Genomic DNA, 26,997 nt, shown 5'->3' with positions numbered 1-26,997 from the left:
ACTGACCTGCCCGGACCGCACTCAGGCCGCCGCGACCGCCCGCGCGGCTAGCACGCCCGCCAGATGGGCGCGGTATTCCGGCGTTCCGTGCATGTCGCCGATCATGCCGTCGGCCGACAGGGACAGGCCCTTGAGCGCATCCGCCGCGAAATTCTTCGCCAGCGCCGCCTCGGCCTCGTGCCAGCGGAAAACGCCCTCCGCCGACGCGCCGGTCACGGCCACGCGCACCCCCTCGGCGAAGCGCGCGACGAAGACGCCCACGAGCGCAAAACGCGACGCCGGCTGGTCGAACTTCTGGTAGCTCGCGGCCTGCGGTACGGGGAACCGGACCTCGGTGATGATCTCGCCTTCTTCCAGCGCGGTCTCGAACATGCCCTGGAAATAGTCGTCCGCGGCGATCTCGCGCGCATTCGTCACGATCGTCGCGCCCGAGCCCAGCGCCGCCGCCGGATAGCAGGCGGAGGGGTCGTTATTGGCCAGGCTGCCGCCAATCGTGCCGCGGTTGCGGACCGCCGGGTCACCGATCTGCCCGGCCAGCGCAGCCAGCGCCGGATAGGCCGCTGCGGCCTCGCGCGCCACGGTTGCATGGGTCGTCGCGCCGCCGACGCAGACCGCTCCGTCATCGGCCACGCAGACCCCCCGGATCGAGTCGATACCGGTCAGGCTGACCAGTTTCGACGGCATGGCGAGCCGCTGCTTGAGCGTCGGGATCAGCGTCTGCCCGCCGCCCAGCGCCTGCGCCTCGTCGCCCGCGAGGGCCCGGACCGCATCCTCGACCGTGGAGGGCCGTTCGAACTCGAAATTATACATCTGCCGTTCCTCCTCAGTTCGCGCCCTGGATCGCCTGCCAGACCCGGCCCGGCGACAGCGGCATGTCGATATGGGTGACGTCGATGCCCCCGCCCTGGAGCGCGTCCACCACCGCGTTGACGATCGCGGGCGGCGAGCCGATGGCGCCGGCCTCGCCACAGCCCTTCACGCCCAGCGGGTTGTGAGTGCAGGGCGTGGCGCAGGAATGATCCACCCGGAAGGCGGGGAAATCATCGGCGCGCGGCATCGCGTAATCCATGTAGGAGCCGCTGATCAACTGGCCGCTCTCGTCATAGACGCAGCCCTCCAGCAGCGCCTGCCCGATCCCCTGCGCCAGCCCGCCATGCACCTGGCCCTCGACGATCATCGGGTTGATGACATTTCCGAAATCGTCGGCGGCGGCAAAGCCGCAGACCGTCACCTTGCCGGTCTCCGGATCGACCTCGACCTCCGCGGCATAGGCGCCGGCGGGATAGGTGAAATTGGCCGGGTCATAGAAGGCTGTCTCCTCCAGCCCCGGCTCCAACTCCTCCAGCGGGTAGTTGTGGGGCACATAGGCCGCCAGGCAGACATCGCCCCAGGCCACCGCCTTGTCGGTGCCCGCGACCGTGAACTGGCCGTCCTTGAACTCGATGTCGCCTTCCGCGGCTTCCATCAGATGCGCGGCGATCTTCCTGGCCTTGCCGATGATCTTCTCGGTCGCGCGGACCATAGCGGAACCGCCCACCGCGATCGAGCGCGACCCGTAGGTGCCCATGCCCATCGGCGAATTGGCGGTGTCGCCATGCACGATGTCGATCTGCTCGGCAGGAATGCCGATCATCTCGGACATGACCTGGGCGAAACTCGTCTCGTGTCCCTGACCGTGGCTGTGGCTGCCGGTGAAGACCGAGATCGAGCCGGTGGCGTTCACCCGCACCGTCGCGCTCTCGTAGAGCCCGGCGCGCGCGCCGAGCTGGCCAACGAGGTTCGACGGCGCGATACCGCAGGCTTCGATATAGCAGTTGATGCCCAGCCCGCGCAGCTTGCCGCGCTTGGCGGCCTCGGCGCGGCGTGCCGCGAACCCGTCACGGTCGATCATCTCCAGCAGCCGGTCCAGCGTGGCGTCGTAATCGCCGGTGTCGTATTCCACCGCCACAGGGGTGGCGTAGGGAAACTCGCGCACGAAATTCTTGCGCCGCAGCTCCACCGGGTCGATCTCCATCTCGCGCGCCGCCTTGTCGATCACCCGCTCGAGCTGGAACGTGGCTTCGGGCCGGCCCGCGCCGCGATAGGCGTCGACCGGCACGGTGTTGGTGAAAACCGCCTTCACATTCACATAGATCAGCGGCGTGGTGTAGTTGCCGGCCATCAGCGTGCCGTGCAGCCAGGTCGGCACCGAAGGCGCGAAGGTCGAGAGATAGGCGCCCATATTTGCATGCGTGTCGGTGCGGATCGCCAGGAACTTGCCATCCTTGTCGAGCGCCAGTTCGATCTTCGTCACGTGGTCGCGGCCATGCGCGTCGGTCATGAAGGCCTCGGACCGGGTGCAGGTCCATTTCACCGGCCGCGCCAGCTTGCGCGCCGCGAAGGTGCAGAACGCCTCCTCCGCGTAGTGGAAGATCTTGGAGCCGAAGCCGCCACCCACATCGGGGGCCACGACGCGCAGCTTGTGCTCGGGAATGCCCAGCACGAAGGCCCCCATCAGAAGCCGGATCACATGCGGGTTCTGGGAAGTGGTGTAGAGCGTGCTCTCGTCATTGGCACGCTTGTAGTCGCCCACCACGACGCGCGGCTCCATCGGGTTGGCCACCATGCGCTGGTTGATCAACTCCAGGGTGGTGACGTGATGGGCCTCCTTGATGGCCTTGTCGACGGCCTCCCGGTTCTCCTCGACGAAGCCCCAATCGAAACAGAGGTTGGAACTCAGATCGTCATGGACCTTGGGCGCGTCGTCCTCGAGCGCCGCCTTCATGTCGATTACCGCGGGCAGATCCTCGATATCCACCTCGATAGCCTCGGCGGCGTCGCGGGCCTGTTCGCGGCTCTCGGCCACGACGGCGGCGATCGGGTCGCCCACATGGCGCACCTTGCCCTGCGCCAGGACCGGGTGGGCCGGCTCCTGCATCGGCGCGCCGTGCCGGTCGGTCACCTGCCATCCGCAGGGTATCCCGCCCACGCCCTCGAAATCCGCGCCGGTGAAGATGCGCACCACGCCCGGCATCTTTTCCGCCTCGGCGGTGTCGATCCCCTTGATCCGGCCATGCGCCACGTCCGAGCGCAAGAAATGCACATAGGCCTGACCGCGGATGTTGATGTCGTCGGTATAGTTGCCGGTCCCGGTCAGGAACCGGATGTCCTCGCGGCGCTTCGTGCTGGCGCCGATGCCTCCGTCCTTGGGCATGTCGATTGTCCTCCCTTGAGCGATGCGCGCCCCGCGCATCGGGCGCCTTATTCGGCGGCGATTGCGTTCGCGTCCTGACCGCTCGCGGCCAGGATGGCTTTCACTATGTTGTGATACCCGGTGCAGCGGCAGATATTGCCTTCCAGATAGTCGCGAATCTCGGCCGGACTGGGTTGGGGATTCTCCTTCAACAGCGCCGCCGCGGACATCACCATGCCCGGCGTGCAGAAGCCGCATTGCAACCCGTGATGATCCTGGAACGCCTGCTGGATCGGGTGGAGCGTGCCGTCCGCCTCCGCCATGCCCTCGATCGTCGTGACCTCAGCGCCCTCGGCCTCGGCGGCGAAGATCGTGCAGGCTTTCACCGCTTCGCCGTTCACATGCACCACGCAGGCGCCGCACTGGCTGGTGTCGCAGCCGACATGGGTGCCGGTCAGCCCCTGCCCTTCGCGCAGGAATTCAACGAGGAGCGTGCGCCCCTCCACCTCGCCGGAAACGGGCTTGCCGTTCACCGTCATGGATACCGATGTCATGAAATCCTCCCTTAGCGTTTCCCAATCTTAAACACGCACACCGCCGGTTGAGAACAGATCTTTTGTCTGAGGCCCGTATCTGGGCCCCGTGTCCGAGGCCAAGCCTTCCGCGCGGCAGGCGGCGACCTAGCGCCGCTCGCGCGGGTGCGGGCGCGCCGCGCTTTCCTTCAGCAGGCCGCCCACGCCCATCGCGGCGATATCCGCATCGCTCACGTCCAGACCGCAGGCGATACGTTGCAGCACCCAGTCACCGCCGCTTGGCACGGGCGAGCGCATCGAGCCCGGAAGGCCGATCACGGCGCGGCCCCCGAGATCACCCAGGAAAACCAGATTGCCCGGATCGACCGGCATGCCGAACCGTGTAAGCCGCCCGCCCGCGCGGCGCAGCGCCTCGGGCCCCACGTCGCGCGGATCGGAGGTGGCCGAGCCGGTGAGGATCAGCACCAGTGCCCCGCGCACCGTGCGCAGCGCCTCGGCCAGCGCCCCGGTTTCATGCGGCACCACGGGGCTTTCGGCCAGCGCCATGCCAAGCGCGTCGAGCCGCCCGCGCATCGCGGCCCGCGCCTTGTCGCGCAGGCGGCGGCTCTGGCCCGGCACTTCGGTCAGGATAAGACCGGCATCGGGCAGCACCACCGGCCGCACCGAGAGCGCATCGCCCGCGCAAGCCCGGACGCGCGCGACGGCCTCGCCCGGCACGCCGTAGGTGATGATCTTGACCGTCGCCACCATCTGCCCGGCTGCAACCCGCGCGAAGGTGGGCAGCGTGGCCAGGGTGATGGCCGGATCGACGGCATTGAGCCGGGCGATGGCCGCAGGATCGAGCGCCAGCACACCGGGATGCACAGCATAGAGGTTGACCCGCCCGGTGGCCGCCGTGCTGAGCCGCAGGCCAGCGGCGGCGGGATCGGGCGCCAGGGCCGCGGCGATCCGGGCCGCTGCCGCGTCCTCGCCCAGATCACCCGGCTCCAGTTGCGCGACCGTCACCTGCGCGATGCCCGCTTGCTCCAACGCGGCGATGTCGGCGTCGCCCAGCGCCCGGCCCTTGCGCAGCTTGCGCGGCCCCGCGGCCAGCGAATGCGCCAGCACGGCGCCCTGCGCCTGCGCCAAGGGGACGGGGCCGAAGCGCATCAGCCGCGCCTCAGCGTCGCGGTGATCTCGGCCATGATCGCGATCGCGATCTCCGCGGGCGCGCGCGACCCGATATCGAGCCCCACCGGCGCGTGAATCCGCGCGATCTGATCGGGTGTGAAACCGGCCTCCTCCAGCCGCGCGATGCGCCGCGCATGGGTCCGGGTGGAGCCCAGGCAACCCAGGTAAAAGACGTCGGAGCCCAATGCCTCGGCAATTGCGGGATCGTCCAGCTTGGGATCATGGGTGAGCGTGACCACCGCGGTGCGTGAATCCAGCCCGTGGTCGCGCAGCGCGGCGTCGGGCCAGTCATCCACCAGCCGCTCTCCGGGAAAGCGCGCCTCGGTCGCGAAGCTTTCGCGCGGATCGACCAGCGTCGCGTCGTAGCCCGCAAGCCGTGCCATCTGCATCAGCGGCTGCGCGATATGCACCGCCCCCACCACGACCATGCGCAGCGGCGGGTTGTGGATGCCGACGAACCAGTCGCCCTCAAACCCCGAACGGTCGGCCGCCATGCGCGCCGCGATGGTCTCGCCCAGTTCCGCGTCGGCGGCATCGGTCAGCCGGCGCTCCCAGCTATCGGGCTTCACCAGGCAGGCGACGGCCCGGCGGTCCGCGCGCGCGGCGACCAGATCGGCCAACATCGCCTCGGGCAGGCCCTGTGCGCCGCCCACGGGCTCGACCATCACGCGGATCGTGCCGCCGCAGGCCAGGCCCACGGCGAAGGCTTCGTCGTCGGAGACCCCGAATTCCAGCATCCGGGGCGTGCCGTCCTCCAGCGCCTCCAGCGCCTCGACGACCACCGCGCCCTCCACGCAGCCGCCCGAAACCGACCCCGCGATCTCGCCCGCCGCCGAAATGGCAAGTTGGCTGCCCACCGGGCGCGGCGCCGATCCCCAGGTCTGCACCACGGTGGCCAGCGCCGCACCGCGACCTGCGCGATGCCAGTCCAGCGCGGTTTCGGGAATGCTGTCGAATGCGGCCGTGGTCATAGGCTCCCCCGTTTGGGCCGAATATGGCGGCATTGCCGACCCGAGACCAGAGGGCAGCGCACAGGAAAAGGGCCGCGGCGGCGCGCGGCCCTTCCAACAGCATCCGGGCCAACGCTCAATGCGCGCTCTGGACCTCGCCGCGGTGCACCAGCCGGTCGGGCAGCGCGAAGGCCACCGCGACGAAGACCAGCCCGACGACGATCCCCGCGATGTCGCCCGCGAGGCCAGGCATCAGGGCGCCGTATTCCGCCCCCGGCACCGCGCCCAGCGTCACCTTGCCGCCCAGCATCTCCGCCAGGATGCCCGTCGAGCGAACCCAAGGGTAGCTGACCATATAGGCGGCCGCGCCCAGCAACCCGCCGGCCACGAAGAAGAGCGCATCGCGCCTCCCGGCCGCCGCGGCAACGAGCCCGGTGCCCGGGCAATAGCCCGACGCAGCCCAGCCCGCGCCCAGGAGCAGCCCACCCAATACGACGCCCGAATAGGCGGCCTTGACGGACATGTGCCCGACATCGACCAGCCCCAGCATCTGGCCCGCGAACATCAGCACCGACCCGGTGCCGATCGCCAGCAGGATGGTCTTCATCAGGTGCAGGTTGGTGAGGTTCAGCATCCGGCCGATCAGGTTGGGGTTCGACGCGCCGACGCGGTCGAGAACGGCCCCGAAAGCCGCGCCGATAACAAGTGCAAGGATGATCCCGGTCATGGCTCAATCCTCCCTGTAGATCAGAATTGCGGTCGGAATGGCGGCGGCGAAGGCACTCAGCGTGAAGACGTAGCCGGAGATGGCCGTCTGCATCACGCCCGACATCATGTGCCCGGAGGTGCAGCCGCCCGCCAGCCGCGCGCCGTAGAGCACGACGAAACCGCCGATGAAGGCTATGAGCGCCCGCATGGCCGGATTGTCGCCGTGGCTGTTGCGCCAGATCTCGGGCAGGCGGCGCTCGGCCGCTCCGACGCCGCCGCGCAGCCAGGCCGACAGCCCGCCGCCGATCATCATGGCGATCACGAAGACGAAGCTGTAGTTCAGCGGGTCCGCGACCGCCTGGGCATATTTGCCGCCGGATTTGGCCAGATACTCGTTGCCCGAGGTCAGGCCGGTTTCGGTCTCGATCACCGCGCCGGGGCTGACCGCGTTCCACAGGACGCCGTCGAGGATCACGAATTGCGTCGATACGCCGATCGGTTTGACGAGGAGCACGGCCAGGAAGAAGACCAGGCCCAGCAGCACCCCGCCGGTTTTCCACGAGAGTGTCATCTTGCCCTCCTGAAGCTGACATATGCGGACACACTAATATGTTGTGGGGTCCCGCGGCCTTGACCTGCATCAATTGCGGCCTGCGGGCCGGTTCAGCCTTTGCCGCCGATGGAGAAGACGCAGCCGTCGCTGATCAGTTCGGGCGGAGTGGCGCAAAGCAGCCGCGCCACCTGCCAGGCGGCCAGGACCTTCGGCACATAGGCGCGGGTCTCGGAATAGGGGGGCACGCCGTCATGGCTGCGTAATGCCCCCTCGCCCGCATTGTACGCGGCCAGGGCCAGCAGCGGGTCGCCGCCGAACTCGCCCAGCAGCCAGTCCAGATAGGCCACGCCGCCGGCGATGTTCTGCACCGGATCGGTGGCGTCCCTGACCGCGAACCGCGCCGCGGTATCGGGCATGAGCTGCATCAGCCCGGTCGCCCCCTTGGTACTGACGGCCGCCGCCCTGCCCGAGGATTCCACCCCGATCACGGCCAGGACCAGGGCCGGCGAGACCCGCGTGCCGACCGAGCGGCGCAGGATGTCGGCGCCATGCGCGTCGGCGATGGCGCGCAGAACCTCCAGCGACGGCGCCGGGGGGCGGATCCCCATGGGCGCGGCGGTCAGGAGCTTGAGCGCCTGTTGCAGGCGCCCCGGACCGGAGGCGTCCAGCGCCGGCGAGATATCCTTCCAGAACCAATCGTCCTCGAAAGCGTCGTCGCGCGGCGTCGCCGGCGGGGGCGCGACCGCGGCCGCCTGCTCCTCGGGGTCGATCTGAATGGTGATACGGCGCGCCTGGCCCGGCTTCGGCGGCGTGACGCGCTTAAAGGTGAAATCCTTGAAGGGCGGCGGGTCCGACTGCCCCCTCGCGGGAACGGCCAGAACCAGCACAACCGCAAAGATATTGACCGCACCGCCGATACGCACGCCTATATGCCCTGCCTGATCTTTATCCTTGACAATCAGTCTCTCAAAATTTCGTAAACATTGCCAGCCCCGCAACATCATTGGCTCCGAATCGGGATCAGAACGGCGAAAACGGCACCCGAAAGAGGCTCGATCCCACAGATTCTTTACCACTTAAGGCATTGTTTTTAATAAATTTATGGAAAATTTCCGTCGGCACATCGTTTTTTAAGAAATTGAACGAAACCCGCCAAACTCTCGCCCCATTTCCAAAGCCTTATATGCCCATGCCGACAAGGTGGGCCGTGGTCATTACTGGCGACCGGCGCTCATCAGGTTCGACATTGAGTGGAAGCAAACGTGTTATCATTTGGAGGGACACATATGACTATCGACATGATCAAGACCTTCGCCAAGGACGAATCCGGCGCGGTTACCGTGGACTGGGTTGTGCTGACGGCTGCCGTTGTGGGCCTGGGCATCATCGTTCTGAACGCGATCGAGCCGGCCACCGAGAGCCTGGCGCAGAACATCGCGTCCAGCATGGCTGCGGCCGAGAACTGATCCTGGCGGATCATCGGCCCGGGGCCGGTCCGCGAGGATCCCGGTACTCCGGCCATATCCCGAATTGGGCCGCGCTTCACTGCGCGGCCCTTTTCACGTTTTGGGAACGGCCATGCTGGCGCCGCCGCACGGCGCCGGGCTTCGGCAGCCCCATCCGGCATGGCAGCATGCTCTGACGTCCGGAAGGCCCCCCGATTTCGAGGACAATTCGCGTCAGAGCCACAAGCTGTCCATTGTTTCGCCCTAATCATGGGTGAGAACGGCACCTGAAAGCGTCCGTGACCCGGAAGGGGGGGTCAACGCGGCGGGCCGGAACATCACCGGTTGGACTTATCAGCGAGGGGTTTCGCGATGCGAGCGGTTTTTGCACTTGTACTATTGCTCGGTCTGGGGCTAGCGGGTTTCGCCGTCTATGTGGCGCAGAAGGAATTCTCCAAATACCAGGCCAAGGTCGCGGCACAGGAGGCCCAACTGGCCAAGAACGTGAAACTGACCCAGGTTTGGGTGACAAGCCGCAACGTGCGCTACGGTGAGCGGCTGCGCAAGGACGACGTGCAACTCGTACCCTGGCCCGAGAACTTCCTGCCCGAAGGCACCTTCGTGGCAGACAATTCGCCCGTGCCGGAAGACGAGGACAAACTCAGGTCGGTGCTGCGGATGATGGAGAAGCATGAACCGATCATGGAGCAGAAGGTCACCCGTCCGGGTGAGGATGCCGGCCTGACATCGCGGCTGCCCTCGGGGATGCGGGCTTTCGCGATCCGGGTCGACGTCGCCTCCGGCGTGTCGGGCTTCCTGCGGCCGGGCGAGCGCGTCGATGTCTACTGGAGCGGCCAGCTCGAACGTCAGAAGATCACCAAGCTGATCCTGGACGGCGTCACGATCATCGCGATCGACCAGATCGCCGACCAGGACCACAACAAGCCGATCATCGCCCGCACCGTCACTGTCGAAGTGAACCCGCAGTCCGTCGGCATCCTGGCCCAGGCGCAATCCACCGGCAGCCTGTCGCTGTCGCTGCGCGGCGCCGAGGACGATCTGCACGTGGAAACCGTCGAGATCGACCAGCGCGAGTTGCTCGGCATCGAGGAGGTCGCCCCGGAGGTGGTCGAGGAAGAGAAGAAATGCACCGTGCGGACACGCAAGGGCGCCGAGGTGGTCACCATCACCATTCCCTGCCCCGATGAAAGCTGACCCGCGGGACACAGCATCTGGCATGAGCGGACGCTGCAACAGCCCCATCTCGGGGCTGTTGCTGTTTATCCACATAAATAACCGGCCGCAACACACTGATTCTTGCAATGATTCGCAAATTCGAGCATGGTAACCGCAATCGGGCATGAAGAGACCCGGTACAAATCCGTGATCAGAGAGGCAGGGTCACATGAAACTTAAGCGCATTTTCTGCGCCAGCCTGTTCGGGCTGAGCGTCATTGCAACACAACCCGTTTACGCCCAGGCGAACGAGACGCTTCGGATCCTGCGTGGCGGGACGTCATCCAATATCAAGGTGTCCCTGAACCGCGCGGTTGTCGTCGAAAGCGACGTGCCCTTCGGGGAAATTTCGGTGGCCAATCCCGGCATCGCGGATATCGTGAGCCTGTCGGACAGGACGATCTACGTGCTGGGCAAGGCGCCCGGACGCACCACGATGACGCTGCTCGGCCCCGACGCGGGGCTGATCACCAATGTCGAGGTGCATGTTTCCCCAGACACCGCCGAGTTCAAGGAGCGCCTGCGCGAAATCCTGCCCGGCGAGCCGATCGAGGTGCGCACCGCCAATGACGGCATCGTGCTCAGCGGCTCGGTCTCCGGCAAGCAGCGGCTCTCGCGCGCGCTGGAACTGGCCGAACGCTACGCGCCCGGACGGGTGTCCAACCTGATGACCGTGGGCGGCACGCAGCAGGTGATGCTGAAGGTGCGCTTCGCGGAAATGAACCGCTCGGTAAGCAAGAGCCTGGGCAGCCTGCTGACCTTCAACGACGCCAACGGGGATTTCCGGGTTAACGGCGCGCTCGGGTCGGGCATCGGAGAGCCCCCCACCGGCACCATAGGCGCCAGCCTCTTGGGCGTGGGCGACTTCAACCTCAACCTCACGCTTGAAGCCCTGGAAACCAAGGGGCTCGTGCGGACGCTGGCCGAACCCAATATCGTCGCGCTCTCGGGCGAGACGGCGAATTTCCTGGCCGGTGGCGAAGTGCCGATCCCGGTGGACAGCGACGAGGACGGCATCACCGTCGAGTTCAAGCCTTTCGGCGTGGAGATCGAGTTCACGCCCACGGTCGTGAATGACGAGGTGATCAACCTCAAACTGGCCACCGCAGTCAGCGAGATCGACGAGGATAACGGCATCGTCATCGACGGGCTGCAACTGACTGGCTTCAGCCGCCGCGAAGCCGCCACGACGGTGGAGTTGCGCGACGGTGAAAGCCTGGCAATCGCGGGCCTGCTGCAGGACGACTTCAACGATCTTGCCAACCAGGTGCCGTGGATTGGCGACGTGCCGATCCTGGGCGCGCTCTTCCGCTCCTCGAGCTTCGAGCGCGACCAGTCTGAACTGGTGGTCATCATCACCCCCCATCTGGTCGATCCGACGCGCGGCGAGGCACTCGCCCTGCCGACCGACCGGGTCCGCCCGCCCAGCGAGAACGAACTGTTCCTCTTCGGACAGACGGCCGGGCGCGCGAAGCAACAGAAAGGTGCCGCCGGCGAGATTGCCTCGCAGGACTTCAACGGCTCCTATGGCTATGTGATGGAGTAAGGCAGATGCGTCGCACACACATTCTCGTCGCCACCGTAGCAACCGCCGCCCTGCTGGCCGGCTGTTCCGATACCGCTCAAGTCTCCTTCCTGGAGCGCGAGGCCGGTTCGGACGTCGATGAAGGAAGCTTCGGCAACCCGACCATGAACAACTATCTGGTCATGACCGGACAGAAGAACGCGATGATCGACCTGTCGCGCCGCTTCTCCGAGGAAGTGCCCAGTACGATCACCTTCGCCTTCGACAGCGCCCAGCTGGACGAAACGGCGCGGGCTAACCTGCGCGAGCAGGCCAACTGGATCCGCCAATTCCCGGAAGTGCGCTTCCGCGTCTACGGCCATACCGACCTTGTGGGCTCGGAAACCTACAACAAGCGGCTGGGCCTGCGGCGCGCGCAGGCGGCCGTGGCGTATCTCTCCGCGCAGGGCGTCAGCCGGTCGCGGCTGGAGGCCGTCGCCTCCTTCGGGGAGACGCAGCCGTTGATCGTCAGCGAGGGCCGCGAACGCCGCAACCGCCGCACGGTCACCGATGTGTCGGGCTTCGTGAAGGCGCGCAAGAACGAGTTGGACGGCAAATACGCCGAACTCGTCTATCGCACCTATACCGAGGGCGAGACGATTTCCGATCAGGCCGAGACGATCGAAGCGCAGGAATAACGACGGCTGGAAGAAACAATGGAACCTCCACAATAATATCGTTTTTTCAGCCGCATTTGTGCCCAAATTCAAGGCCACCTTGTGATCATGGGAGCAAAGTACGGAAGCCAGCTTGCGGGCTTCCTGCTGCTCCGGACACAGGTGGCCTGCTTCTTTTGATGCCGCGGAGTATCCGGCAGGGATCGCAGAGCCCGCCTGGTTCGAATGGAACCGGAAGGGGCGTGAAATATGTCGAGTGATACTGCGTTGCAAAACGAGCCCGAGCCGATCGAAGCATGCACGATCGCGCGCGACATCCAGACCTTCGATCTGCTTATCGAGGACATGGAGGGCGAGCTTGGGGAGCGCTGGGGCGATCTGGGCTTCGATGACGGCCTGGAGTTCCTGTCGGAACCGGATGCCCGCAGCCTGAAGTTCATCGCCATCGCGGTGGACGAACAGGATGAAGGCGAGTTCTCCACCATCGGACAGATCATCACGGCGGCGAAGAAGGCACAGGTCAAGGTGATCCTGATCGCCGACGATCTGAGCCCGACCGCCCTGCATCAGTTGCTGCGCCTCGGCGCGGACGATTTCGTGCCCTACCCGCTACCCGAGAACGCGCTTCACGACGCGATCGAGCGCCAGATGAAGGCCGCCGCGGCCCCGACCATGCTGCTCGACCGCGAGGGGGGCAGCAAGGCACTGGCCGGCGGCGACCGCGACGGCGCGGTACTGGCAGTCCACGGCATGGCGGGCGGTGTCGGCGCCACGACATTCGCCGTCAACCTGGCCTGGGAACTGGCCACCCACGACAAGAAGGATGCGCCGCGCGTCTGCCTTCTCGACCTCGACCTGCAATTCGGCTCGGTATCGACCTACCTAGATTTTGCACGGCGCGAGTCCGTCTACGAACTGCTGGCCGACACCAGCGCCCTGGACGCCGAGGCGCTGAACCAGGCCATGCAGCCATTCAACGACAAATTGCATGTACTGACGTCGCCCTATGAAAGCCTGCCGCTGGATTTCCTGGGCCCCGAGGACGTGACCCGGATCATCGACCAGGCCCGGCGCAGCTTCGACTTCGTCGTGATCGACATGCCCTCCACCCTCGTGCAGTGGAGCGAGACCGTCCTGCACGCCGCTCATGTCTATTTCGCGGTCGTCGAGCTTGACATGCGCTCGGCACAGAACGCGCTGCGCTTCATCCGTGCGCTCAAGGCCGAGGATCTGCCCTTCGAGAAGGTGCGCTACGCGCTGAACCGCGCGCCGAAACTCACCGACCTTACCGGCAAGTCGCGCGTCAAGCGGATGGCCGAAAGCCTCGATATCGACCTTGGACTGCAACTGCCCGACGGCGGCAAGCCGGTGCTCAACAGCTGCGACCACGGGCTGCCCCTGGCCGAGATGGCGGCCAAGAACCCGCTGCGCAAGGAAATGATGAAGCTGGCGAAATCGCTTCTCGAACTCAACGCCGCGGAAGAAGCCGCGTAACAGACAGGTAGTCCGACATGTTCAGCAGATACCGCAAAGACAATGCGCCGGCAAAACCTGCGCAGGACAGAAAGCCCACGATCGAATCGGCCCCGAAGCCGTCATCGGAACCGAAAGTGGCGCCGAAATCCCTTATGCCGCTTCCCCCCAAACGGGCCATCTCCAAGGCATCCACGATTTCCGACAAGGAACAGAAACGGCGCGAGCGCCTGTCGGAAGTGCGCGTGGAGATGCACAAGATCCTGCTCGAGACGCTGAACCTGTCGGCCCTCGAACACGCCTCGCCCAAGGAGCTGCGCGCGGAGATCATCGAGATCACCTCCGACAGCCTGAACGAGATGGGCGTCGTGTTGAACAAGGATGAGCGCGCCACGCTGCACCAGGAACTGATCGACGAGGTTACGGGCCTGGGCCCGCTGGAGCCGCTTCTCAAGGACGACACCGTCAACGACATCCTGGTAAACGGACCCAAGCAGGTCTTCATCGAGCGCGACGGCAACCTGGAACTGTCGGAAGTGCGCTTCAAGGACGAAAAACACCTGCTGCGGATCATCGACAAGATCGTGTCGGCCGTGGGCCGGCGCGTCGATGAATCCAATCCCTATGTGGACGCCCGCCTGGCCGACGGGTCGCGGTTCAACGCAATGGTCCCGCCGATCGCGGTGGACGGCTCGCTGGTCTCCATCCGTAAGTTCAAGAAGGAAAAGCTGGGCGTCGACGACCTGGTGCGTTTCGGCGCCTTCACCGAGGAGATGGCCGCCTATCTTCAGGCCGCCGTCGGCTGCCGGTTGAACGTCATCGTTTCGGGCGGTACCGGCTCGGGCAAGACGACCACGCTCAACGCGCTTTCCTCCTTCATCGACGATTCCGAGCGGATCATCACCATCGAGGACACGGCGGAACTCCAGCTTCAGCAGATCCATGTGGGCCGGATGGAAAGCCGTCCCGCGAACGTGGAAGGCCGCGGCGAGGTCTCGCAGCGCGACTGTCTGCGCAACGCCCTGCGGATGCGTCCCGACCGCATCATCGTCGGCGAGACGCGCGGCGACGAGGTCATCGACATGCTTCAGGCCATGAACACCGGCCATGACGGCTCGATGACCACGATCCACGCGAACTCCGCCCGCGACGCGGCGTCCCGTCTGGAGAACATGATCGCGATGGCCGGGATCGAGATGCCGCTCAAGGCGGTTCGCCAGCAGATCGCGTCGGCCGTCCATCTCATCGTGCAGGCCAGCCGCCTTCAGGACGGCTCGCGCCGGATGACCTCGATCACCGAGATCACCGGGATGGAGGGCGACGTTATCACCATGCAGGAAATTTTCCGCTACCAGCGCGAAGGGATCGGCCCGGACGGAAAGATCGTCGGCCGCTTCGTGCCCACGGGCATCCGGTCGAACTACTCGGATCGCTTCAAGCAGTGGGGCTATGACCTGCCCGCCAGCATCTACGAACCCATGGCCGCGGAGTAAACCCAATGCAAATCAGTGCCGAACCGATCATCTATGCGCTGATCTTCATCGCCGTCCTGCTGATGGTCGAGGGCCTCTATCTCGTGGTCTTCGGAAAGTCGATCAAGCTCAACAACCGTGTCGGGCGCCGGCTCGACATGCTGGAGAAGGGCGGGTCGCGCGAAGCCGTCATGGAACAGCTCCGCAAGGAGATGAACCAGTATGCCGGCGCGATGAAAATCCCGCTCTACTCGATCATCGCGGCCAAGGCGCAGAAGGGCAACATCGCCTTCAGCCCCAAGGTGCTGATCATCATCATGATCCTGCTGGGTATCTTCGCCTTCGCCGGGCTGACCGTGCTGACCAGCGCCTCGCTGAGTGTGCGGCTGGGCGTGGCCGTGGTGATCGGCGTGGGCGCCGTCTACACCTGGGTCAACAACAAGGCCAAGAAACGCATGGCGCTCTTCGAGGAACAACTTCCCGACGCGGTCGAACTGATGGTCCGGTCGCTGCGTGTGGGCCACCCGTTCACCAGCGCGCTGAACATCGTGGCCGAGGAAGTGCCGGACCCGCTGGGGACCGAATTCGGTCTGATCGCGGACGAGGCGGCCTATGGTGGCAGCATCTCGGAATCGCTCAAGGCCCTGGCCGAACGCGTGGACATGCAGGACGTGCGCTTCCTGGCCGTCGCGGTGACGATCCAGCAACAATCCGGCGGCAACCTGGCCGAGATCCTCGACGGTCTGTCCAAGGTGATCCGGTCGCGCTTCCGCCTCTTCCGGCGGGTGCGCGCGATCACCGCCGAGGCCAAGTGGTCCGGCTGGTTCCTGTCGGCCTTCCCGATCGGCGCGCTGGTCATGCTGAACATCATCGAGCCGCACTATTTCGACGAAGTGAAGGAAACCCAGTATTTCGTGCCGGCCGCGATTGCCGTGGGCGTCTTCCTAGTCGTGAACATCATCTACATGAAGATCATGGTCAACATTAAGGTCTGAGGTGGTTATGCCCGCGATTATCGAGAACCTGAACAACCGGCTGATCGAGTTGCTCGGCCCCCTTGGGCCGCTCATCGCGCTCGGCCTCCTCGGGTTGCTGCTTATCGCGGCAGCGCTTCCGGTCATGCTCAAGCGCGTGCAGGATCCGATGGATCGACTGCGCGAACAGACGAAGACCACCTATCAGCCCGCCGCCAAGGCCGCAGGCAAGGATGGCAAGGCCAAGAAACTGCGCACCAAGGACGGTACCGACAAGCTGGACCGCTTCGCCACCTTCCTGGAACCCCAGGATGTGGACGAATATTCGGCGGCTCGGCTCAAGTTGCTCCAGGCGGGCTACCGCGCGAAAAACTCCGTGCGCGTCTACCATTTCGCGCAGTTTGCCTTGGGCATCCTCTTCCTGATCGGCGGCATCATCTACGCCCTTCTCCAGGGCGGCGACGAAATGGGCATGCAGAAAATGGCCATGTCGGTGCTGATCCCCGGCGCGGCGGGCTACTACCTGCCCGTCTACTGGGTCGAACGCCGCCGCATGGCCCGGCAGGAGGAGATCACCAACGGCTTTCCGGATGCGCTGGACCTGATGCTGGTCTGCGTCGAGGCCGGCCAGTCGCTCGACCAGTCGATCATCCGCGTGTCGCAGGAAATCCGCGCGGGCTATCCCGCGCTGGCCGACGAGTTCGAGATCGTGGCCCAGGAGGTCAAGGCCGGCAAGGACAAGTCGACCGTGCTGCGCGACATGGCCGAACGCTCCGGCGTGGCCGACATCTCCTCCTTCACCACGGTTCTGATCCAGTCGGCCAGTTTCGGCACCTCGGTCGCGGACGCGCTGCGCGTCTTCGCCAGCGAAATGCGCGACAAGCGCGTGATGCGCGCCGAGGAAAAGGCCAACAAGCTGCCCACCAAGCTGACGCTGGGCACAATGCTGTTTACACTGCCGCCGTTGTTGATCATCCTGATCGGACCGTCGATCTACGATATCGGCCAGACGCTGGGCTCGATGAACGTACGGTAGGACAATCATCACCGCGGGGGGCGGGACAGCAGCGATGAAGGCAGCCTGGGTCGCAACCCTGTTTCTCCTGACGCTGTTGCCCGCCTGCGCACCGCGCCCCCCGCAAGGGTATCTCGAACTGGAACGCCAGGGCCCCCCGGCCCCGGCCGGCACCCCGGCCATCACCGAGGCGGTGGACGGTCTGGTGGTGGGACACCGGCTGATGGCCGCGGGCGAGTACGAGCTTGCGCTCAAGGCCTATACCCGTGGGGCGCTTGAGCACGGTCTCACCGCCGATGTCCTGAGCGCGATGGGCTCGGCCAATCTCCGGCTGGGGCGGCTGAACCAGGCCGAAGACCTGCTCAGACGCGCCGTCAAGAAGGATGCGGACTTCGTCGCCGCCTGGAACAATCTGGGCGTTGTGCTGATGGAACGCGGCGAAACCGCCGAGGCGCGCCAGGTTTTCCGGCGGGCCTTCGCGCTAGACAACGGCAACTCCGAAGAAATCCGCGATAATTTGCGACTTGCTATCGCAAAAATGGAAAAACCGACGTATGATGAACCCGAAAAATATAATTTTGAGCTCGTGAGGCGGGGCAATGGGCGTTACCTGCTGCTTCCGACCCCGGGCCAGAGGTCAGAGTAGCAAGAGGGCATAGGCGAAATGCGCAATATCGTAGCTGGAATGCTTTGCGTCACGGGCGCAATGGTCTTGGCTGCTTGTGAGAAAAGCACAGAGGCCGAGGTCGAGCGCGCCATCGAAGGCGTCAACGTCATCGACGAGACCAATCTCAACGACATCATGCTCACCGTGGGCGACCCGAACGAGGCGGTCAATTACTTCACCCGCGCCACCAAGGAAAAGCCCGAGCGTATCGACCTGAAACGCGGGCTGGCGAAATCGCTTGTTCGTGCCAAGCGGCCGGAGAGCGCCCTGCCCGTCTGGCGCGAGGTCGTCGCCTCCGACGAGGTGACCGATGACGACCGTGTCGGGTTTGCCGATGCGCTTATCCGCAGCGGGCGCTGGGACGAGGCAAAGAGCGAACTCGACAAGATCCCGCCCACTTACGAGACCTTCCAGCGCTACCGGCTGGAGGCAATGGTCGCCGACTCCAACAAGGACTGGGAGCGCGCAGACAGCTTCTATGAAACCGCTGTGGGGCTGACCACGACGCCGGCCAACGTGCTCAACAACTGGGGTTATTCCAAGCTGATACGCAAGGATTACGAGGGGGCCGAGCGGCTCTTCCTCGAGGCGGTGCGCAACGACAGAAAGCTCTTCACCGCCAAGAACAATCTGGTCCTGGCCCGCGGCGCACAGCGCAATTACACGCTGCCGGTCGTTCAGATGACCCAGATCGAGCGCGCGCAGCTCTTGCACACGCTGGCGCTCAGCGCGATCAAGCAGGGCGATGTGGCAACCGGCCGTGCACTGCTGCGCGACGCTGTGGACACCCATCCCCAGCATTTCGAGGCCGCCGCGCGCAGCCTCAACGCGCTGGAAGAAAATGTCGTGAACTGACGCGATGGAGACCACCGCGCAACAGGCGCTGATCTTTCTCGTCATCGCGCTGCCGATCTCGGTATGGGTGGCGTGGAGCGACATGAAGACGATGCGCATCCCGAATTTGGCGGTTCTGGCGCTGACCGCCGGGTTTCTTGTCCTGGGGCTCGTCGCATTGCCACTCGACGCCTATCTGTGGCGTCTTGCGCATATACTCATCGTGCTCCTGGCCGGTTTCCTGCTGAGCGTCCTGGGGCTTGTCGGCGCGGGCGACGCGAAATTCGCCGCCGCTATGGCACCCTTCATCGCGCTGGGCGATCTGCGCGGCTTCGCCTTCGTGCTGGCCATCGTGATGATCGCGGCCTTCCTGACCCACAGGCTCGCCCGCGCCACGCCGCTTGTGCGCCGCGTGACGCCTGACTGGCAGTCCTGGGAGCGCAAGAAGGATTTCCCGATGGGCTTCGCGCTGGGCGGCGCGCTGGTGGCCTATCTGGCGCTGGCGGCGATGCAACACGCGGGCTGAGGCGGCGCAAAGGATCCGTTCCTGCCCGCCTTGATCCATTATTTTGCCACAGTATTCCGGCAGCTTGAGCCTTACAAAGCAAAGTCGGCCCGGTCCCCGCTTGCGGCTGCACACGCGGCGGGGTCGGGTTATGCAGATGGATTGAGGCCAACAAATGAACATGCATGCCGGCGATGTCCTCGCCCCTCCGCAACCGCGGTCCATGGAAGATACCGGCCTTTCACCGGTGATGATGCGCGACATCCTGCTGAAGACGATGTTCCGGCAGAATCTCGAGAACGTCACCTCGCTGGCGGGCTCGATCTGCCTTCCCAACACCGTGACGCAGGAACTTGTCGACATGGCGCGCCAGCAGAAGCTGATCCAGTCGATGGGCAGCATCAGCGCCAGTACCACCACCGAGATGACCTATCAGCTTACCGATGCCGGCCGTGCGCGCGCGCTCGACGCGCTGTCGCAGTCCGAATATTACGGCGCCATGCCGGTGCCGCTCGACCGTTACTACGACCAGACCCGCCGCCAGTCCGTCCGCAACATTCAGATCAATTCCGAGATGCTGAAGGGTTCGATGGGGCACCTGATCCTGCCCGAAGGGCTGCTGGAAAACCTCGGCCCCGCGGTCAGTTCCGGTCGGTCCATCCTGCTCTACGGTCCGCCGGGCAACGGCAAGTCCGCGATCTCCAACGGTATCCGCGATGCGCTGGGCGACCGCATCTATGTCCCCATTGCGATCGAATACGCCGGCCAGGTCATCACGGTCTACGACCCGATCGTGCATAACAAGGTCGACATGGAGGACGACGATCCCAACGCGCTGCGCCGCACCTCGCGCCGCTTCGATCAGCGCTACGTGCTCTGCCAGCGGCCGACGGTGATGACCGGCGGCGAACTCACGCTCGACATGCTCGACCTGAACTATAACAAGACATCGCGGACCTATCAGGCGTCGCTGCAGCTCAAGGCCACCGGCGGCGTCTTCATCGTGGACGACCTTGGCCGCCAGAAGGAACCGCCGCAGTCGATCATCAACCGCTGGATCGTTCCGATGGAAGCCAGCTACGACATCCTGGCCCTGCAATCGGGCGAGAAATTCGAGGTGCCCTTCGACACGCTGGTGATCTTCTCGACCAACTTCCACCCCAACGAGATGTTCGACGGCGCCGCCTTGCGCCGTATCTTCTTCAAGATCAAGATCGACGGGCCGACCCAGCAGGAGTTCCTGAAGGTCTTCGCCATGGTCGCAAAGAAGATGAAAATGCCGCTCGACGAGGACACGCTGGTCCATCTGGTGCGCAACAGGTATCCCGAGATCAACAATGTCTACGCCAACTTCCACGGCCAGTTCCTGATCGACCAGATGGCGGCGATCTGCGACTACGAGGGCCTGCAATATCAGATGTCGCCCGAGTTGATCGACCGCGCCTGGGCGAACCTCTTCGTCAAGCAGGAAGCCATCGCACACTGAACACCACCGCCGCAACGGGTTTCCGCCCGCCGCGCGCCCACACCGCCCCTTGCCAGCGGCGGGCCGCACGATAGGCTCTCGCCATGTCCGGTCTGCCCGCCCCCTTCGCCGGCTGGTTCGCCTCGCGCGGCTGGCAGGTCCATCCCCACCAGCGCGAGATGCTGGCGCGCGCAGAGGCCCCGGCGAGCCTGCTGATTGCGCCAACCGGTGGCGGCAAGACGCTGGCGGGCTTCCTGCCCAGCCTGGTGGACCTGGCCCATGGCCGGCATCGGGGGCTTCACACGCTCTATATCTCGCCGCTCAAGGCGCTGGCCGCCGACATCCGCCGCAACCTGACACGCCCCATCGCGGAGATGGACCTGCCGATCCGGGTCGAGGACCGGACCGGCGACACGCCCCAGAGCCGCCGCCGCCGACAGCGCGCCGACCCGCCGCATATCCTGCTGACCACGCCCGAAAGCCTCGCCCTGCTCATCTCCTACGAGGATGCGCCGCGGATATTTTCCGGGATGAAGCGGGTGGTGCTGGACGAGGTGCATGCGCTGGCGGAATCGAAACGCGGCGACCAGTTGATGCTGGCGCTCTCGCGGCTCCAGACCCTCGCGCCGGGGCTGCGCCGCACCGGGCTTTCCGCCACGGTCGAGGACCCGGAGGCCATCGCGCGCTTCATAGCCGACCACCCGGCGCGCTGCGACATCGTGCGGGCCGATCCCGGCCCCGCGCCCGACATCGCCATGCTGGAGACGGCCGAGCCGCCCCCCTGGGCCGGCGGCGGCGGGCGCTACGCGGTGGAGGCAGTGCTGGACCAGGTGCGCCGCCACCGCACCACGCTGATCTTCCACAACACCCGCGCCCAGGCAGAGATATTCTTCCACGCGCTCTGGCTGGCCAATACCGAGGGCCTGCCGATCGGCATCCATCACGGCTCGCTCTCGCTGGAGGCGCGCCGCAAGGTCGAGGCCGCGATGGTGGCGAGCGAGCTGCGCGCCATCGTCTGCACAGGATCGCTCGACCTGGGGATCGATTGGGGCGACGTGGACCTCGTGATCCAGGTCGGCGCGCCCAAGACGGTCAAGCGGCTGGTGCAGCGTATCGGGCGGTCCAACCACCGCTACAACGCGCCCTCCAAGGCGCTGCTGGTCCCGGCGAACCGTTTCGAGGTGGTGGAATGCCGCGCCGCGCTCGACGCGGTGCGCGAGAACGATCTCGACGGAGCGCCGCGCGGGCCGGGGCCTCGTGACGTGCTCTGCCAGCATATGATGATCTGCGCCGCCGCCGGCCCGTTCGACGCCGGTACGCTTTACGCCGAGTTCCGCCGCGCGGGGCCCTATGCGGCGCTCACCCGGCCTGCCTTCGACGAATGCCTGGAGTTTTGCGCCACCGGCGGCTACGCGCTGCGCGCCTATGACCGCTGGCAGCGACTGATGCAGGACGCCGACGGGCGCTGGCGGCTGCGCGACCCGCGCCGGGCGCGCGACATCCGCATGAATATCGGCACGATCATCGACCAGGACACGCTGAAGGTCCGGCTGCGCAACCGCCGCGGCGGCGCGCCGCTGGGCGAGGTGGAGGAAGCCTTCGCGGCCTCGCTGACGCCGGGCGACAGCTTCCTGATCGGCGGCCAGGTGGTACGCTACGAAGGGCTGCGCGAGATGGTGGTGGAGGTCACGCGGCAGGTCGGGCGGGAACCGAAGGTCGCGGTCTTCATGGGGGTGAAGCTGGCCACCTCGACGCAACTCTCGGAGCGGGTTCTGCGGCTTCTCGACCAGCCCGACTGGCCGGCGCTGCCCGCCCACACGGCCGACTGGCTGCGGCGGCAACGCGAGATCTCGCGCCTGCCGGCGCCCGGCCGGCTGCTGGTCGAGAGCTTCCCGCGCGAGGGCCGCGCGCATACCTGCGTCTACGGCTTCGCCGGACGCAACGCACAGCAGACGCTGGGCCTGCTGCTGACCCGTCGGATGGAGGAGGCCGGGCTCGCCCCGCTGGGTTTCGTGGCCACCGATTACGCCACACTGATCTGGGCGCTGGAGCCGCTGGAGAATCCCGCACAACTCTTCTCGCGGGCTGGGATGGCCGCCGCGCTGGAAGGCTGGCTGGCCTCCAACGCGGTGATGAAGCGCACCTTTCGCGCCTCCGCCACCATCGCCGGACTGATCGAACGCAACCTGCCCGGCGGCCGCAAGAGCGGCAGGCAGGCGACGTTCTCATCGGACATCCTCTACGACACGCTGGTGAAATACGACCCCGGCCACCTGATGCTGAAGATCACCCGCGAGGAGGCGATGCGCGGGCTGGTGGATTTCGGCCGGATCGAGGAAATGCTCGACCGGGTTGCAGGCCGCATCGACCATGTCCGCGCGCGCCATGTCACGCCGCTCGCCGCGCCGCTGCTGTTGGAGGTCGGGCGCGTGCCGATCTCCGGCGCGGCCGAGGCACGTCTGGTGGAGGCCGAGGCACAGCGCCTGATGCGCGAGGCCGGGTTGGCCTGAGGGCTTGCGCATCGCGCCCGGCTGCGCTTTGAGGGGGCAATGGCGGGATATGATTTCATCCTCGCGGGCGCAGCCCTGACGGCCCTGCCCTCCGGCGCGCTCCACTGGCCGGAGCAGGCGACGCTCGTCGTCTCGGACCTGCATCTGGGCAAGGCCGAGCGGATCGCGCGCCGGGGCGGAACGCTGCTTCCGCCCTATGAGACGACAGAGACGCTGAACCGGCTTGAGGCGGATATCGAGGCCGTGGCGGCGGGCTGCGTGCTCTGCCTGGGCGACAGTTTCGACGATCTTGAGGCCGCGGGCGGACTGCCCCAGGACGAGGCCGACCGGCTTGCGCGGCTGATGGCCGGCCACCACTGGATCTGGGTCGAGGGCAACCACGACCCTGGACCGACCGAATTGGGCGGCACCCATCTGGCGCGGGTCCGCCTCGGTCCGCTCTCCTTCCGGCATATCGCGCAGCCCGGCGCCAGTGCCGAGGTCTCCGGCCATTATCACCCCAAGGCACGGATCGCGGCGGGAGGGCGGCGGATCGCGGCGCGCTGCTTCCTGCTGGACGCAGCGCGGCTGATCCTGCCCGCCTACGGCGCCTATACCGGCGGGCTGCACTGCGACGATCCGGCCCTGTCGGGACTGATGGGCGCCGACGCGCGGGCGGTGTTGCTGGGCGACCCGCCCCGCCCGATCCCGATGCCAGGCGCTCAGAGCAGGCCCGTGTCCTTCAGGGAATCGCGATAGCTGCGGCTGACCGGCACCCGCGCGCCGTCGACCAGCACCAGGAAATCGCGTCCTTGCGCCTTTTCAGACCCGGACACCGCATGGCGCGCGACCCAATGCGAACGGTGGACCTGGTGGCCGTCGATCCCGTCCAGTTCGTCCAGCGCATCGGAGAAACGCATCAGGATCTGCGTCACGCCCGCGTCGGTATGCACGTCCACATAATGATCGCGCCCCGAGAGCCGCAGAATCGTGCCCTTCATGTGCGGCTCCAGCCGGCGCAGGAGCCGCGGCCCCTCAAGCTCTGGTTCCTGCGTGCTGAGGATCAGGAAGCGAATCACGTTCACCCCGAACGCAAGCGTGAAACACACGGTTGCAATCTCGCCCACGGTCAGGGTCTCCTCCGGCCGCCAGCCGATCACATGGCGATGCACGTAGACGAGGATCATCGTGTAGATGGCGGTGAAAGCGAAGGTCCGCGCCAGGGCCGGGCGCCAATAGCTGTCGTCGGGCATGTAACCCTCGGTCCAGAGCAGAAGTGCCCGCCCCAGGACCATACCCCCTCCGATCACCGCAAACCAGTAGGCCGCGCGTTCCAGCCAGGGCAGGCTGTGATAGGTTCCAAAAGGTCCGGCCAGCGAGGCGATAAATGCCCCGAGAAGCCAGGAACTCAACGGCACCGGCATGATAGACCGCCGGAAAAGGCTGTGCAGGAAACTCATGACACCCCTAACAGAAACACTCCACATGTCTTCGTCAAAATCATATAGTCGTGCGCCGGGAGCACAACCTGCAAGCGATATATCCAGAACCGGCCGCCTGGCACACATTGTCGCAATAATAGAAACAGTAAGGACATAAATGGCAAATTTGCCCCGGAACCCGAATTTCGAAAAAGTGATGCGCGAAAGTTTCGCGCGACAGGCGATGATGGCCACCCTGGGCGCGGAAATGGCCGAGGCCCGGCACGGGTTCTGCCGCATTACGGCACCGATTCTCCCCGGCGCGACGCAGCAGCACGGCTTTGCCCATGCCGGGCTGACCTTCGCGATTGGCGACAGCGCCGCGGGCTATGCCGCGCTCAGCGTCATGGAGCCGGGGATGGAGGTGCTGACCAGCGAGATGAAGATCCACCTTCTGGCCCCGGCGCGGGGAAGGCTGCTTATCGCCGAGGGCCATGTCGTCAAGCCCGGTCGGCGGCTGGTGGTCGTGCGCGCCGATGTCAGCGCCGAGACCCCGGACGGCGCGGTGGCGGTGGCGACCCTGCTGGGCACGATGATCCCGGTCCCCGCCGCCTGACGGGCGCGCGTTCAGGCGGTCAGGCCCTCGGGTTCCGTCAGGCCATTGGCGCGGCAGCAGGCGGTCAGCGTGTTGGCCAGAAGGCAGGCGATGGTCATCGGCCCGACCCCGCCCGGAACCGGGGTGATCGCGCCCGCCACCTCGACCGCGCTGGCGAACTCCACATCGCCCACCAGGCGCGTTCCGCCCTCGGGTTTCTCGACGCGGTTGATGCCCACGTCGATCACCGTGGCGCCGGGCTTCACCCAGTCGCCGGTAACCATTCCCGGCCGGCCGACCGCGGCCACCAGAATATCGGCACGGCGGCACACCTCCTCGATATCGCGGGTGCGGCTATGGGCGACCGTCACCGTGCAGCTGTCGCGCAGGAGCAGGTTGGCCATCGGCTTGCCGACGATGTTGGAGCGTCCCACCACGACCGCGTTCAGCCCCGAGAGCGAGCCGTAATGGTCGCGCAGCATCATCAGGCAGCCCAGCGGGGTGCAGGGCACCATGCTCTTCTGCCCGGTGCCCAGCAGCCCGACATTGGAGATATGGAAGCCGTCCACATCCTTGGCCGGGTCAATGGCGTTGATCACCAGATCCTCGTCCATATGCCCCGGAAGCGGTAACTGCACCAGGATGCCATGCACCGCGGGATCGTTGTTGAGATCGTCGATCAGCTTGAGCAGCGTGGCCTGATCGGTGTCCGCATCGAGCTTGTGTTCGAAACTCGCCATCCCCGCTTCGGCGGTCTGCTTGCCCTTGTTGCGGACATAGACCTGGCTGGCCGGGTCCTCGCCCACCAGCACGACCGCGAGACCCGGCGTGATGCCGTTCTCGTCCTTCAGGCGGGCGACATGCACCGCGACCTTCTCGCGCACCGTGGCGGCGAAGGCTTTTCCGTCGATAATCTTGGCCGTCATGGCATTTTCCTTTTCTTCAGAATGATCTGATCTCTCATCTTCCATTCGATCAGAACATCGGGGCGGGCGCACCATTCGCCGATCGCACGCACCACACCGTCCCCCCACCAGCCGCCAAGCGCGTAGTCATCGCCGGCGATGCGGCCCCCGACCGGAAGATGCGGCCACCACAGTTCAAGATCGGACCTCACGCCGTCATAGGTGTGGTCGCCGTCCAGATAGACGAGATCGACCTCGCCGATTTCGCCCTCGACTTCGGCGCTGACAGCCCGGTGCACCTTGACCTGGCCTGCGCCGATCTGTTCCCGGAACCGCTCGATAACTCTTTGATATCTGGAGTCCATTTCGGCTTGGCTTGTGTCCCCGCCGTACAGAGCCTTTTCATATTCCGGCTTCTCGACGATCTTCCAAGGGTCGATCAGATGCAACTCGCGCGGCGCGCAATCTTCGATCAGTCTCTCCGAAAAATCCCCAAGATGAACGCCGACTTCGACGATGCGGGCATTCTTGGGGATCAGACTGACGAATTTTCTGCGCCGGTGTTTCATGTCCTGCTTTCCGGCATATCTCGGTACTGCCGCTCGATCTGGCCCATGACATTGAGCATGATCGCCCCCTTCTCGCGCACCGTGGCGGCGAAGGCGTTTCCGTCGATGATCCTGGCCGTCATGCCGGTCTTTTCTCCCTCACGCATTGCGCAACTGTCGCGCCTGCATCTTCACTTCGTCCGATCCAGGACACGCGCCTCGCGCGCGATGGACCAGTCGATCAATTGCCGCCAGAGTCGTTCGGCGAATTCCGGATCGAACCCGGCCGCCGTTGCATTGCGGCGCGCATTCGCGGCCACTTCCTCCACCCGCGCGTCGATCCGGGCGGGCAGCCCGGCGGCGCGTTTCAACTCGATGGCGCGGTCGATACAGGCCGCGCGCCGGGCCAGAAGCCTCATCAGTTCGGCATCGAGCCCGTCTATCGTCTCGCGCAGCTCCGTCATCGAGCGGCATTTCGCCGGTTCCGCCATTTCATGCCCCTTGATCCTGTCGCGGTCCGGGATGCCCCGGACCGCGACCAAGGTCAATCGGGCGACGCTCAGAACAGCCCCTCTATTTGGCCCTGGTCGTTGAGCATGATCGCCTCGGCGGAGGGCACGCGCGGGAGGCCCGGCATGGTCATGATCTCGCCGCAGATGACGACGACGAAGCCGGCGCCGGCGGAC

Annotated in this window: 29 protein-coding genes; 15 read left to right on the top strand and 14 right to left on the bottom strand. The window is 65.7% G+C overall.

The annotated features are described in order from the left end of the window. Positions 1-21: 21 nt before the first annotated feature. The 8 genes from DDZ14_RS12310 to DDZ14_RS12275 all read right to left on the bottom strand — a co-directional run bounded on the left by DDZ14_RS12310 (position 22) and on the right by DDZ14_RS12275 (position 8,009). Entirely contained in the window at positions 22-810 is a 789-nt protein-coding gene (locus DDZ14_RS12310; protein ID WP_109425285.1) for a xanthine dehydrogenase family protein subunit M, read from the bottom strand. A 13-nt stretch (positions 811-823) separates the two neighbouring features. Next, a complete protein-coding gene (locus DDZ14_RS12305; protein ID WP_109425284.1) occupies positions 824-3,193 on the bottom strand; it encodes a xanthine dehydrogenase family protein molybdopterin-binding subunit in 2,370 nt (789 codons plus the stop codon). Between the two features lie 47 nt (positions 3,194-3,240). After that, positions 3,241-3,726, bottom strand: a complete 486-nt coding sequence (locus tag DDZ14_RS12300) for a (2Fe-2S)-binding protein (RefSeq protein ID WP_109425283.1) — start codon at positions 3,724-3,726, stop codon at positions 3,241-3,243. Between the two features lie 126 nt (positions 3,727-3,852). Further along, positions 3,853-4,854 (bottom strand): molybdopterin-binding protein, encoded by a 1,002-nt coding sequence (locus DDZ14_RS12295; RefSeq protein WP_109425282.1) that lies wholly within the window; start codon positions 4,852-4,854, stop codon positions 3,853-3,855. Beyond that, on the bottom strand, positions 4,854-5,846 hold the full coding sequence (locus tag DDZ14_RS12290) for an XdhC family protein (RefSeq protein ID WP_109425281.1): 993 nt from the start codon (positions 5,844-5,846) through the stop codon (positions 4,854-4,856). Before DDZ14_RS12290 ends, DDZ14_RS12295 begins: the two co-directional genes overlap by 1 nt. Positions 5,847-5,961: 115 nt before the next feature. Next, a complete protein-coding gene (locus DDZ14_RS12285; RefSeq protein ID WP_109425280.1) occupies positions 5,962-6,552 on the bottom strand; it encodes a DUF6691 family protein in 591 nt (196 codons plus the stop codon). Between the two features lie 3 nt (positions 6,553-6,555). Continuing rightward, positions 6,556-7,104, bottom strand: coding sequence for a YeeE/YedE thiosulfate transporter family protein (locus DDZ14_RS12280; protein ID WP_109425279.1), 549 nt, complete (start codon positions 7,102-7,104; stop codon positions 6,556-6,558). Between the two features lie 92 nt (positions 7,105-7,196). Continuing rightward, positions 7,197-8,009, bottom strand: a complete 813-nt coding sequence (locus tag DDZ14_RS12275) for a lytic transglycosylase domain-containing protein (RefSeq protein ID WP_369914967.1) — start codon at positions 8,007-8,009, stop codon at positions 7,197-7,199. A 363-nt stretch (positions 8,010-8,372) separates the two neighbouring features. Here DDZ14_RS12275 and DDZ14_RS12270 point away from each other — a divergent pair, with 363 nt between their 5' ends. The 14 genes from DDZ14_RS12270 (at position 8,373) to pdeM (ending at position 23,601) form a co-directional block, all read left to right on the top strand. After that, a complete protein-coding gene (locus DDZ14_RS12270) occupies positions 8,373-8,552 on the top strand; it encodes a hypothetical protein (RefSeq protein WP_109425278.1) in 180 nt (59 codons plus the stop codon). A gap of 351 nt (positions 8,553-8,903) precedes the next feature. Then, positions 8,904-9,746 (top strand): Flp pilus assembly protein CpaB, encoded by an 843-nt coding sequence (gene cpaB, locus DDZ14_RS12265; protein WP_109425277.1) that lies wholly within the window; start codon positions 8,904-8,906, stop codon positions 9,744-9,746. A gap of 190 nt (positions 9,747-9,936) precedes the next feature. Beyond that, the gene (locus tag DDZ14_RS12260; RefSeq protein ID WP_109425276.1) at positions 9,937-11,313 is read left to right on the top strand and encodes a type II and III secretion system protein family protein; all 1,377 of its coding nucleotides are present in this window, start codon (positions 9,937-9,939) and stop codon (positions 11,311-11,313) included. Positions 11,314-11,318: 5 nt separating this feature from the next. After that, a complete protein-coding gene (locus DDZ14_RS12255) occupies positions 11,319-11,969 on the top strand; it encodes an OmpA family protein (protein WP_109425275.1) in 651 nt (216 codons plus the stop codon). A 228-nt stretch (positions 11,970-12,197) separates the two neighbouring features. Beyond that, positions 12,198-13,442 carry an AAA family ATPase gene (locus DDZ14_RS12250; protein ID WP_109425274.1) on the top strand — a complete coding sequence of 415 codons (1,245 nt, stop codon included), beginning with the start codon at positions 12,198-12,200 and terminating at the stop codon, positions 13,440-13,442. A gap of 17 nt (positions 13,443-13,459) precedes the next feature. Beyond that, a complete protein-coding gene (locus DDZ14_RS12245) occupies positions 13,460-14,914 on the top strand; it encodes a CpaF family protein (protein WP_109425273.1) in 1,455 nt (484 codons plus the stop codon). A gap of 5 nt (positions 14,915-14,919) precedes the next feature. Then, on the top strand, positions 14,920-15,888 hold the full coding sequence (locus tag DDZ14_RS12240) for a type II secretion system F family protein (RefSeq protein WP_109425272.1): 969 nt from the start codon (positions 14,920-14,922) through the stop codon (positions 15,886-15,888). A gap of 7 nt (positions 15,889-15,895) precedes the next feature. Next, complete coding sequence (locus DDZ14_RS12235; RefSeq protein WP_109425271.1) at positions 15,896-16,903, top strand: type II secretion system F family protein; 1,008 nt, start codon at positions 15,896-15,898, stop codon at positions 16,901-16,903. 34 nt (positions 16,904-16,937) lie between these two features. Next, positions 16,938-17,528, top strand: coding sequence for a tetratricopeptide repeat protein (locus tag DDZ14_RS12230; protein WP_109425270.1), 591 nt, complete (start codon positions 16,938-16,940; stop codon positions 17,526-17,528). An 18-nt stretch (positions 17,529-17,546) separates the two neighbouring features. After that, positions 17,547-18,404: a lipopolysaccharide assembly protein LapB gene (locus tag DDZ14_RS12225; RefSeq protein ID WP_109425269.1), complete on the top strand. Its 858-nt coding sequence runs from the start codon at positions 17,547-17,549 to the stop codon at positions 18,402-18,404. A gap of 4 nt (positions 18,405-18,408) precedes the next feature. Next, on the top strand, positions 18,409-18,909 hold the full coding sequence (locus tag DDZ14_RS12220) for a prepilin peptidase (protein ID WP_109425268.1): 501 nt from the start codon (positions 18,409-18,411) through the stop codon (positions 18,907-18,909). A 154-nt stretch (positions 18,910-19,063) separates the two neighbouring features. Beyond that, entirely contained in the window at positions 19,064-20,374 is a 1,311-nt protein-coding gene (locus DDZ14_RS12215; RefSeq protein WP_109425267.1) for an ATPase, read from the top strand. A gap of 83 nt (positions 20,375-20,457) precedes the next feature. Further along, on the top strand, positions 20,458-22,863 hold the full coding sequence (locus tag DDZ14_RS12210; protein ID WP_109425266.1) for a ligase-associated DNA damage response DEXH box helicase: 2,406 nt from the start codon (positions 20,458-20,460) through the stop codon (positions 22,861-22,863). Between the two features lie 39 nt (positions 22,864-22,902). After that, on the top strand, positions 22,903-23,601 hold the full coding sequence (gene pdeM, locus DDZ14_RS12205) for a ligase-associated DNA damage response endonuclease PdeM (RefSeq protein ID WP_109425265.1): 699 nt from the start codon (positions 22,903-22,905) through the stop codon (positions 23,599-23,601). On the opposite strand, the gene DDZ14_RS12200 is transcribed toward pdeM, so the two are convergent. After that, a complete protein-coding gene (locus DDZ14_RS12200; protein WP_158275519.1) occupies positions 23,565-24,266 on the bottom strand; it encodes a LytTR family DNA-binding domain-containing protein in 702 nt (233 codons plus the stop codon). The genes pdeM and DDZ14_RS12200 overlap by 37 nt on opposite strands. A gap of 175 nt (positions 24,267-24,441) precedes the next feature. Between DDZ14_RS12200 and DDZ14_RS12195 the strand changes: the two genes are divergently transcribed. Further along, positions 24,442-24,879 carry a PaaI family thioesterase gene (locus DDZ14_RS12195; RefSeq protein WP_109425263.1) on the top strand — a complete coding sequence of 146 codons (438 nt, stop codon included), beginning with the start codon at positions 24,442-24,444 and terminating at the stop codon, positions 24,877-24,879. Positions 24,880-24,890: 11 nt separating this feature from the next. Here DDZ14_RS12195 and folD read toward each other — a convergent pair whose 3' ends face one another. The 5 genes from folD to DDZ14_RS12175 form a co-directional block, all read right to left on the bottom strand. Then, entirely contained in the window at positions 24,891-25,784 is an 894-nt protein-coding gene (gene folD / locus DDZ14_RS12190; RefSeq protein WP_109425262.1) for a bifunctional methylenetetrahydrofolate dehydrogenase/methenyltetrahydrofolate cyclohydrolase FolD, read from the bottom strand. Next, on the bottom strand, positions 25,781-26,332 hold the full coding sequence (locus DDZ14_RS12185) for a class I SAM-dependent methyltransferase (protein ID WP_109425261.1): 552 nt from the start codon (positions 26,330-26,332) through the stop codon (positions 25,781-25,783). Before DDZ14_RS12185 ends, folD begins: the two co-directional genes overlap by 4 nt. Then, positions 26,329-26,454: a hypothetical protein gene (locus DDZ14_RS20145; RefSeq protein ID WP_255417505.1), complete on the bottom strand. Its 126-nt coding sequence runs from the start codon at positions 26,452-26,454 to the stop codon at positions 26,329-26,331. Before DDZ14_RS20145 ends, DDZ14_RS12185 begins: the two co-directional genes overlap by 4 nt. A 48-nt stretch (positions 26,455-26,502) precedes the next feature. Beyond that, positions 26,503-26,802 (bottom strand): chorismate mutase, encoded by a 300-nt coding sequence (locus tag DDZ14_RS12180; protein ID WP_109425358.1) that lies wholly within the window; start codon positions 26,800-26,802, stop codon positions 26,503-26,505. A 68-nt stretch (positions 26,803-26,870) separates the two neighbouring features. Then, positions 26,871-26,997 (bottom strand): formate--tetrahydrofolate ligase (locus tag DDZ14_RS12175; RefSeq protein ID WP_146193132.1); only part of this gene is annotated, 127 nt, incomplete at its 5' end.

It is taken from the genome of Maritimibacter sp. 55A14, assembly GCF_003122205.1.
In the GTDB taxonomy this organism is placed as follows: Bacteria; Pseudomonadota; Alphaproteobacteria; order Rhodobacterales; family Rhodobacteraceae; genus QEYE01.
This window is presented reverse-complemented; position numbering and strand designations above follow the sequence as displayed.

Bases quoted from the DNA above. Each gene is read 5' to 3' on its own strand.
- DDZ14_RS12250 (WP_109425274.1), top strand. From the start codon at position 12,198: ATGTCGAGTGATACTGCGTTGCAAAACGAGCCCGAGCCGATCGAAGCA.
- DDZ14_RS12220 (WP_109425268.1), top strand. From the start codon at position 18,409: ATGGAGACCACCGCGCAACAGGCGCTGATCTTTCTCGTCATCGCGCTG.
- DDZ14_RS12285 (WP_109425280.1), bottom strand. From the start codon at position 6,552: ATGACCGGGATCATCCTTGCACTTGTTATCGGCGCGGCTTTCGGGGCC.
- DDZ14_RS12280 (WP_109425279.1), bottom strand. From the start codon at position 7,104: ATGACACTCTCGTGGAAAACCGGCGGGGTGCTGCTGGGCCTGGTCTTC.
- DDZ14_RS20145 (WP_255417505.1), bottom strand. From the start codon at position 26,454: ATGACGGCCAGGATCATCGACGGAAACGCCTTCGCCGCCACGGTGCGC.
- DDZ14_RS12195 (WP_109425263.1), top strand. From the start codon at position 24,442: ATGGCAAATTTGCCCCGGAACCCGAATTTCGAAAAAGTGATGCGCGAA.
- DDZ14_RS12185 (WP_109425261.1), bottom strand. From the start codon at position 26,332: ATGAAACACCGGCGCAGAAAATTCGTCAGTCTGATCCCCAAGAATGCC.
- DDZ14_RS12260 (WP_109425276.1), top strand. From the start codon at position 9,937: ATGAAACTTAAGCGCATTTTCTGCGCCAGCCTGTTCGGGCTGAGCGTC.
- cpaB (WP_109425277.1), top strand. From the start codon at position 8,904: ATGCGAGCGGTTTTTGCACTTGTACTATTGCTCGGTCTGGGGCTAGCG.
- DDZ14_RS12200 (WP_158275519.1), bottom strand. From the start codon at position 24,266: ATGCCGGTGCCGTTGAGTTCCTGGCTTCTCGGGGCATTTATCGCCTCG.
- DDZ14_RS12210 (WP_109425266.1), top strand. From the start codon at position 20,458: ATGTCCGGTCTGCCCGCCCCCTTCGCCGGCTGGTTCGCCTCGCGCGGC.
- DDZ14_RS12290 (WP_109425281.1), bottom strand. From the start codon at position 5,846: ATGACCACGGCCGCATTCGACAGCATTCCCGAAACCGCGCTGGACTGG.
- DDZ14_RS12295 (WP_109425282.1), bottom strand. From the start codon at position 4,854: ATGCGCTTCGGCCCCGTCCCCTTGGCGCAGGCGCAGGGCGCCGTGCTG.
- DDZ14_RS12270 (WP_109425278.1), top strand. From the start codon at position 8,373: ATGACTATCGACATGATCAAGACCTTCGCCAAGGACGAATCCGGCGCG.
- folD (WP_109425262.1), bottom strand. From the start codon at position 25,784: ATGACGGCCAAGATTATCGACGGAAAAGCCTTCGCCGCCACGGTGCGC.
- DDZ14_RS12225 (WP_109425269.1), top strand. From the start codon at position 17,547: ATGCGCAATATCGTAGCTGGAATGCTTTGCGTCACGGGCGCAATGGTC.
- DDZ14_RS12255 (WP_109425275.1), top strand. From the start codon at position 11,319: ATGCGTCGCACACACATTCTCGTCGCCACCGTAGCAACCGCCGCCCTG.
- DDZ14_RS12240 (WP_109425272.1), top strand. From the start codon at position 14,920: ATGCAAATCAGTGCCGAACCGATCATCTATGCGCTGATCTTCATCGCC.
- DDZ14_RS12300 (WP_109425283.1), bottom strand. From the start codon at position 3,726: ATGACATCGGTATCCATGACGGTGAACGGCAAGCCCGTTTCCGGCGAG.
- pdeM (WP_109425265.1), top strand. From the start codon at position 22,903: ATGGCGGGATATGATTTCATCCTCGCGGGCGCAGCCCTGACGGCCCTG.
- DDZ14_RS12235 (WP_109425271.1), top strand. From the start codon at position 15,896: ATGCCCGCGATTATCGAGAACCTGAACAACCGGCTGATCGAGTTGCTC.
- DDZ14_RS12245 (WP_109425273.1), top strand. From the start codon at position 13,460: ATGTTCAGCAGATACCGCAAAGACAATGCGCCGGCAAAACCTGCGCAG.
- DDZ14_RS12215 (WP_109425267.1), top strand. From the start codon at position 19,064: ATGAACATGCATGCCGGCGATGTCCTCGCCCCTCCGCAACCGCGGTCC.
- DDZ14_RS12310 (WP_109425285.1), bottom strand. From the start codon at position 810: ATGTATAATTTCGAGTTCGAACGGCCCTCCACGGTCGAGGATGCGGTC.
- DDZ14_RS12230 (WP_109425270.1), top strand. From the start codon at position 16,938: ATGAAGGCAGCCTGGGTCGCAACCCTGTTTCTCCTGACGCTGTTGCCC.
- DDZ14_RS12305 (WP_109425284.1), bottom strand. From the start codon at position 3,193: ATGCCCAAGGACGGAGGCATCGGCGCCAGCACGAAGCGCCGCGAGGAC.
- DDZ14_RS12180 (WP_109425358.1), bottom strand. From the start codon at position 26,802: ATGGCGGAACCGGCGAAATGCCGCTCGATGACGGAGCTGCGCGAGACG.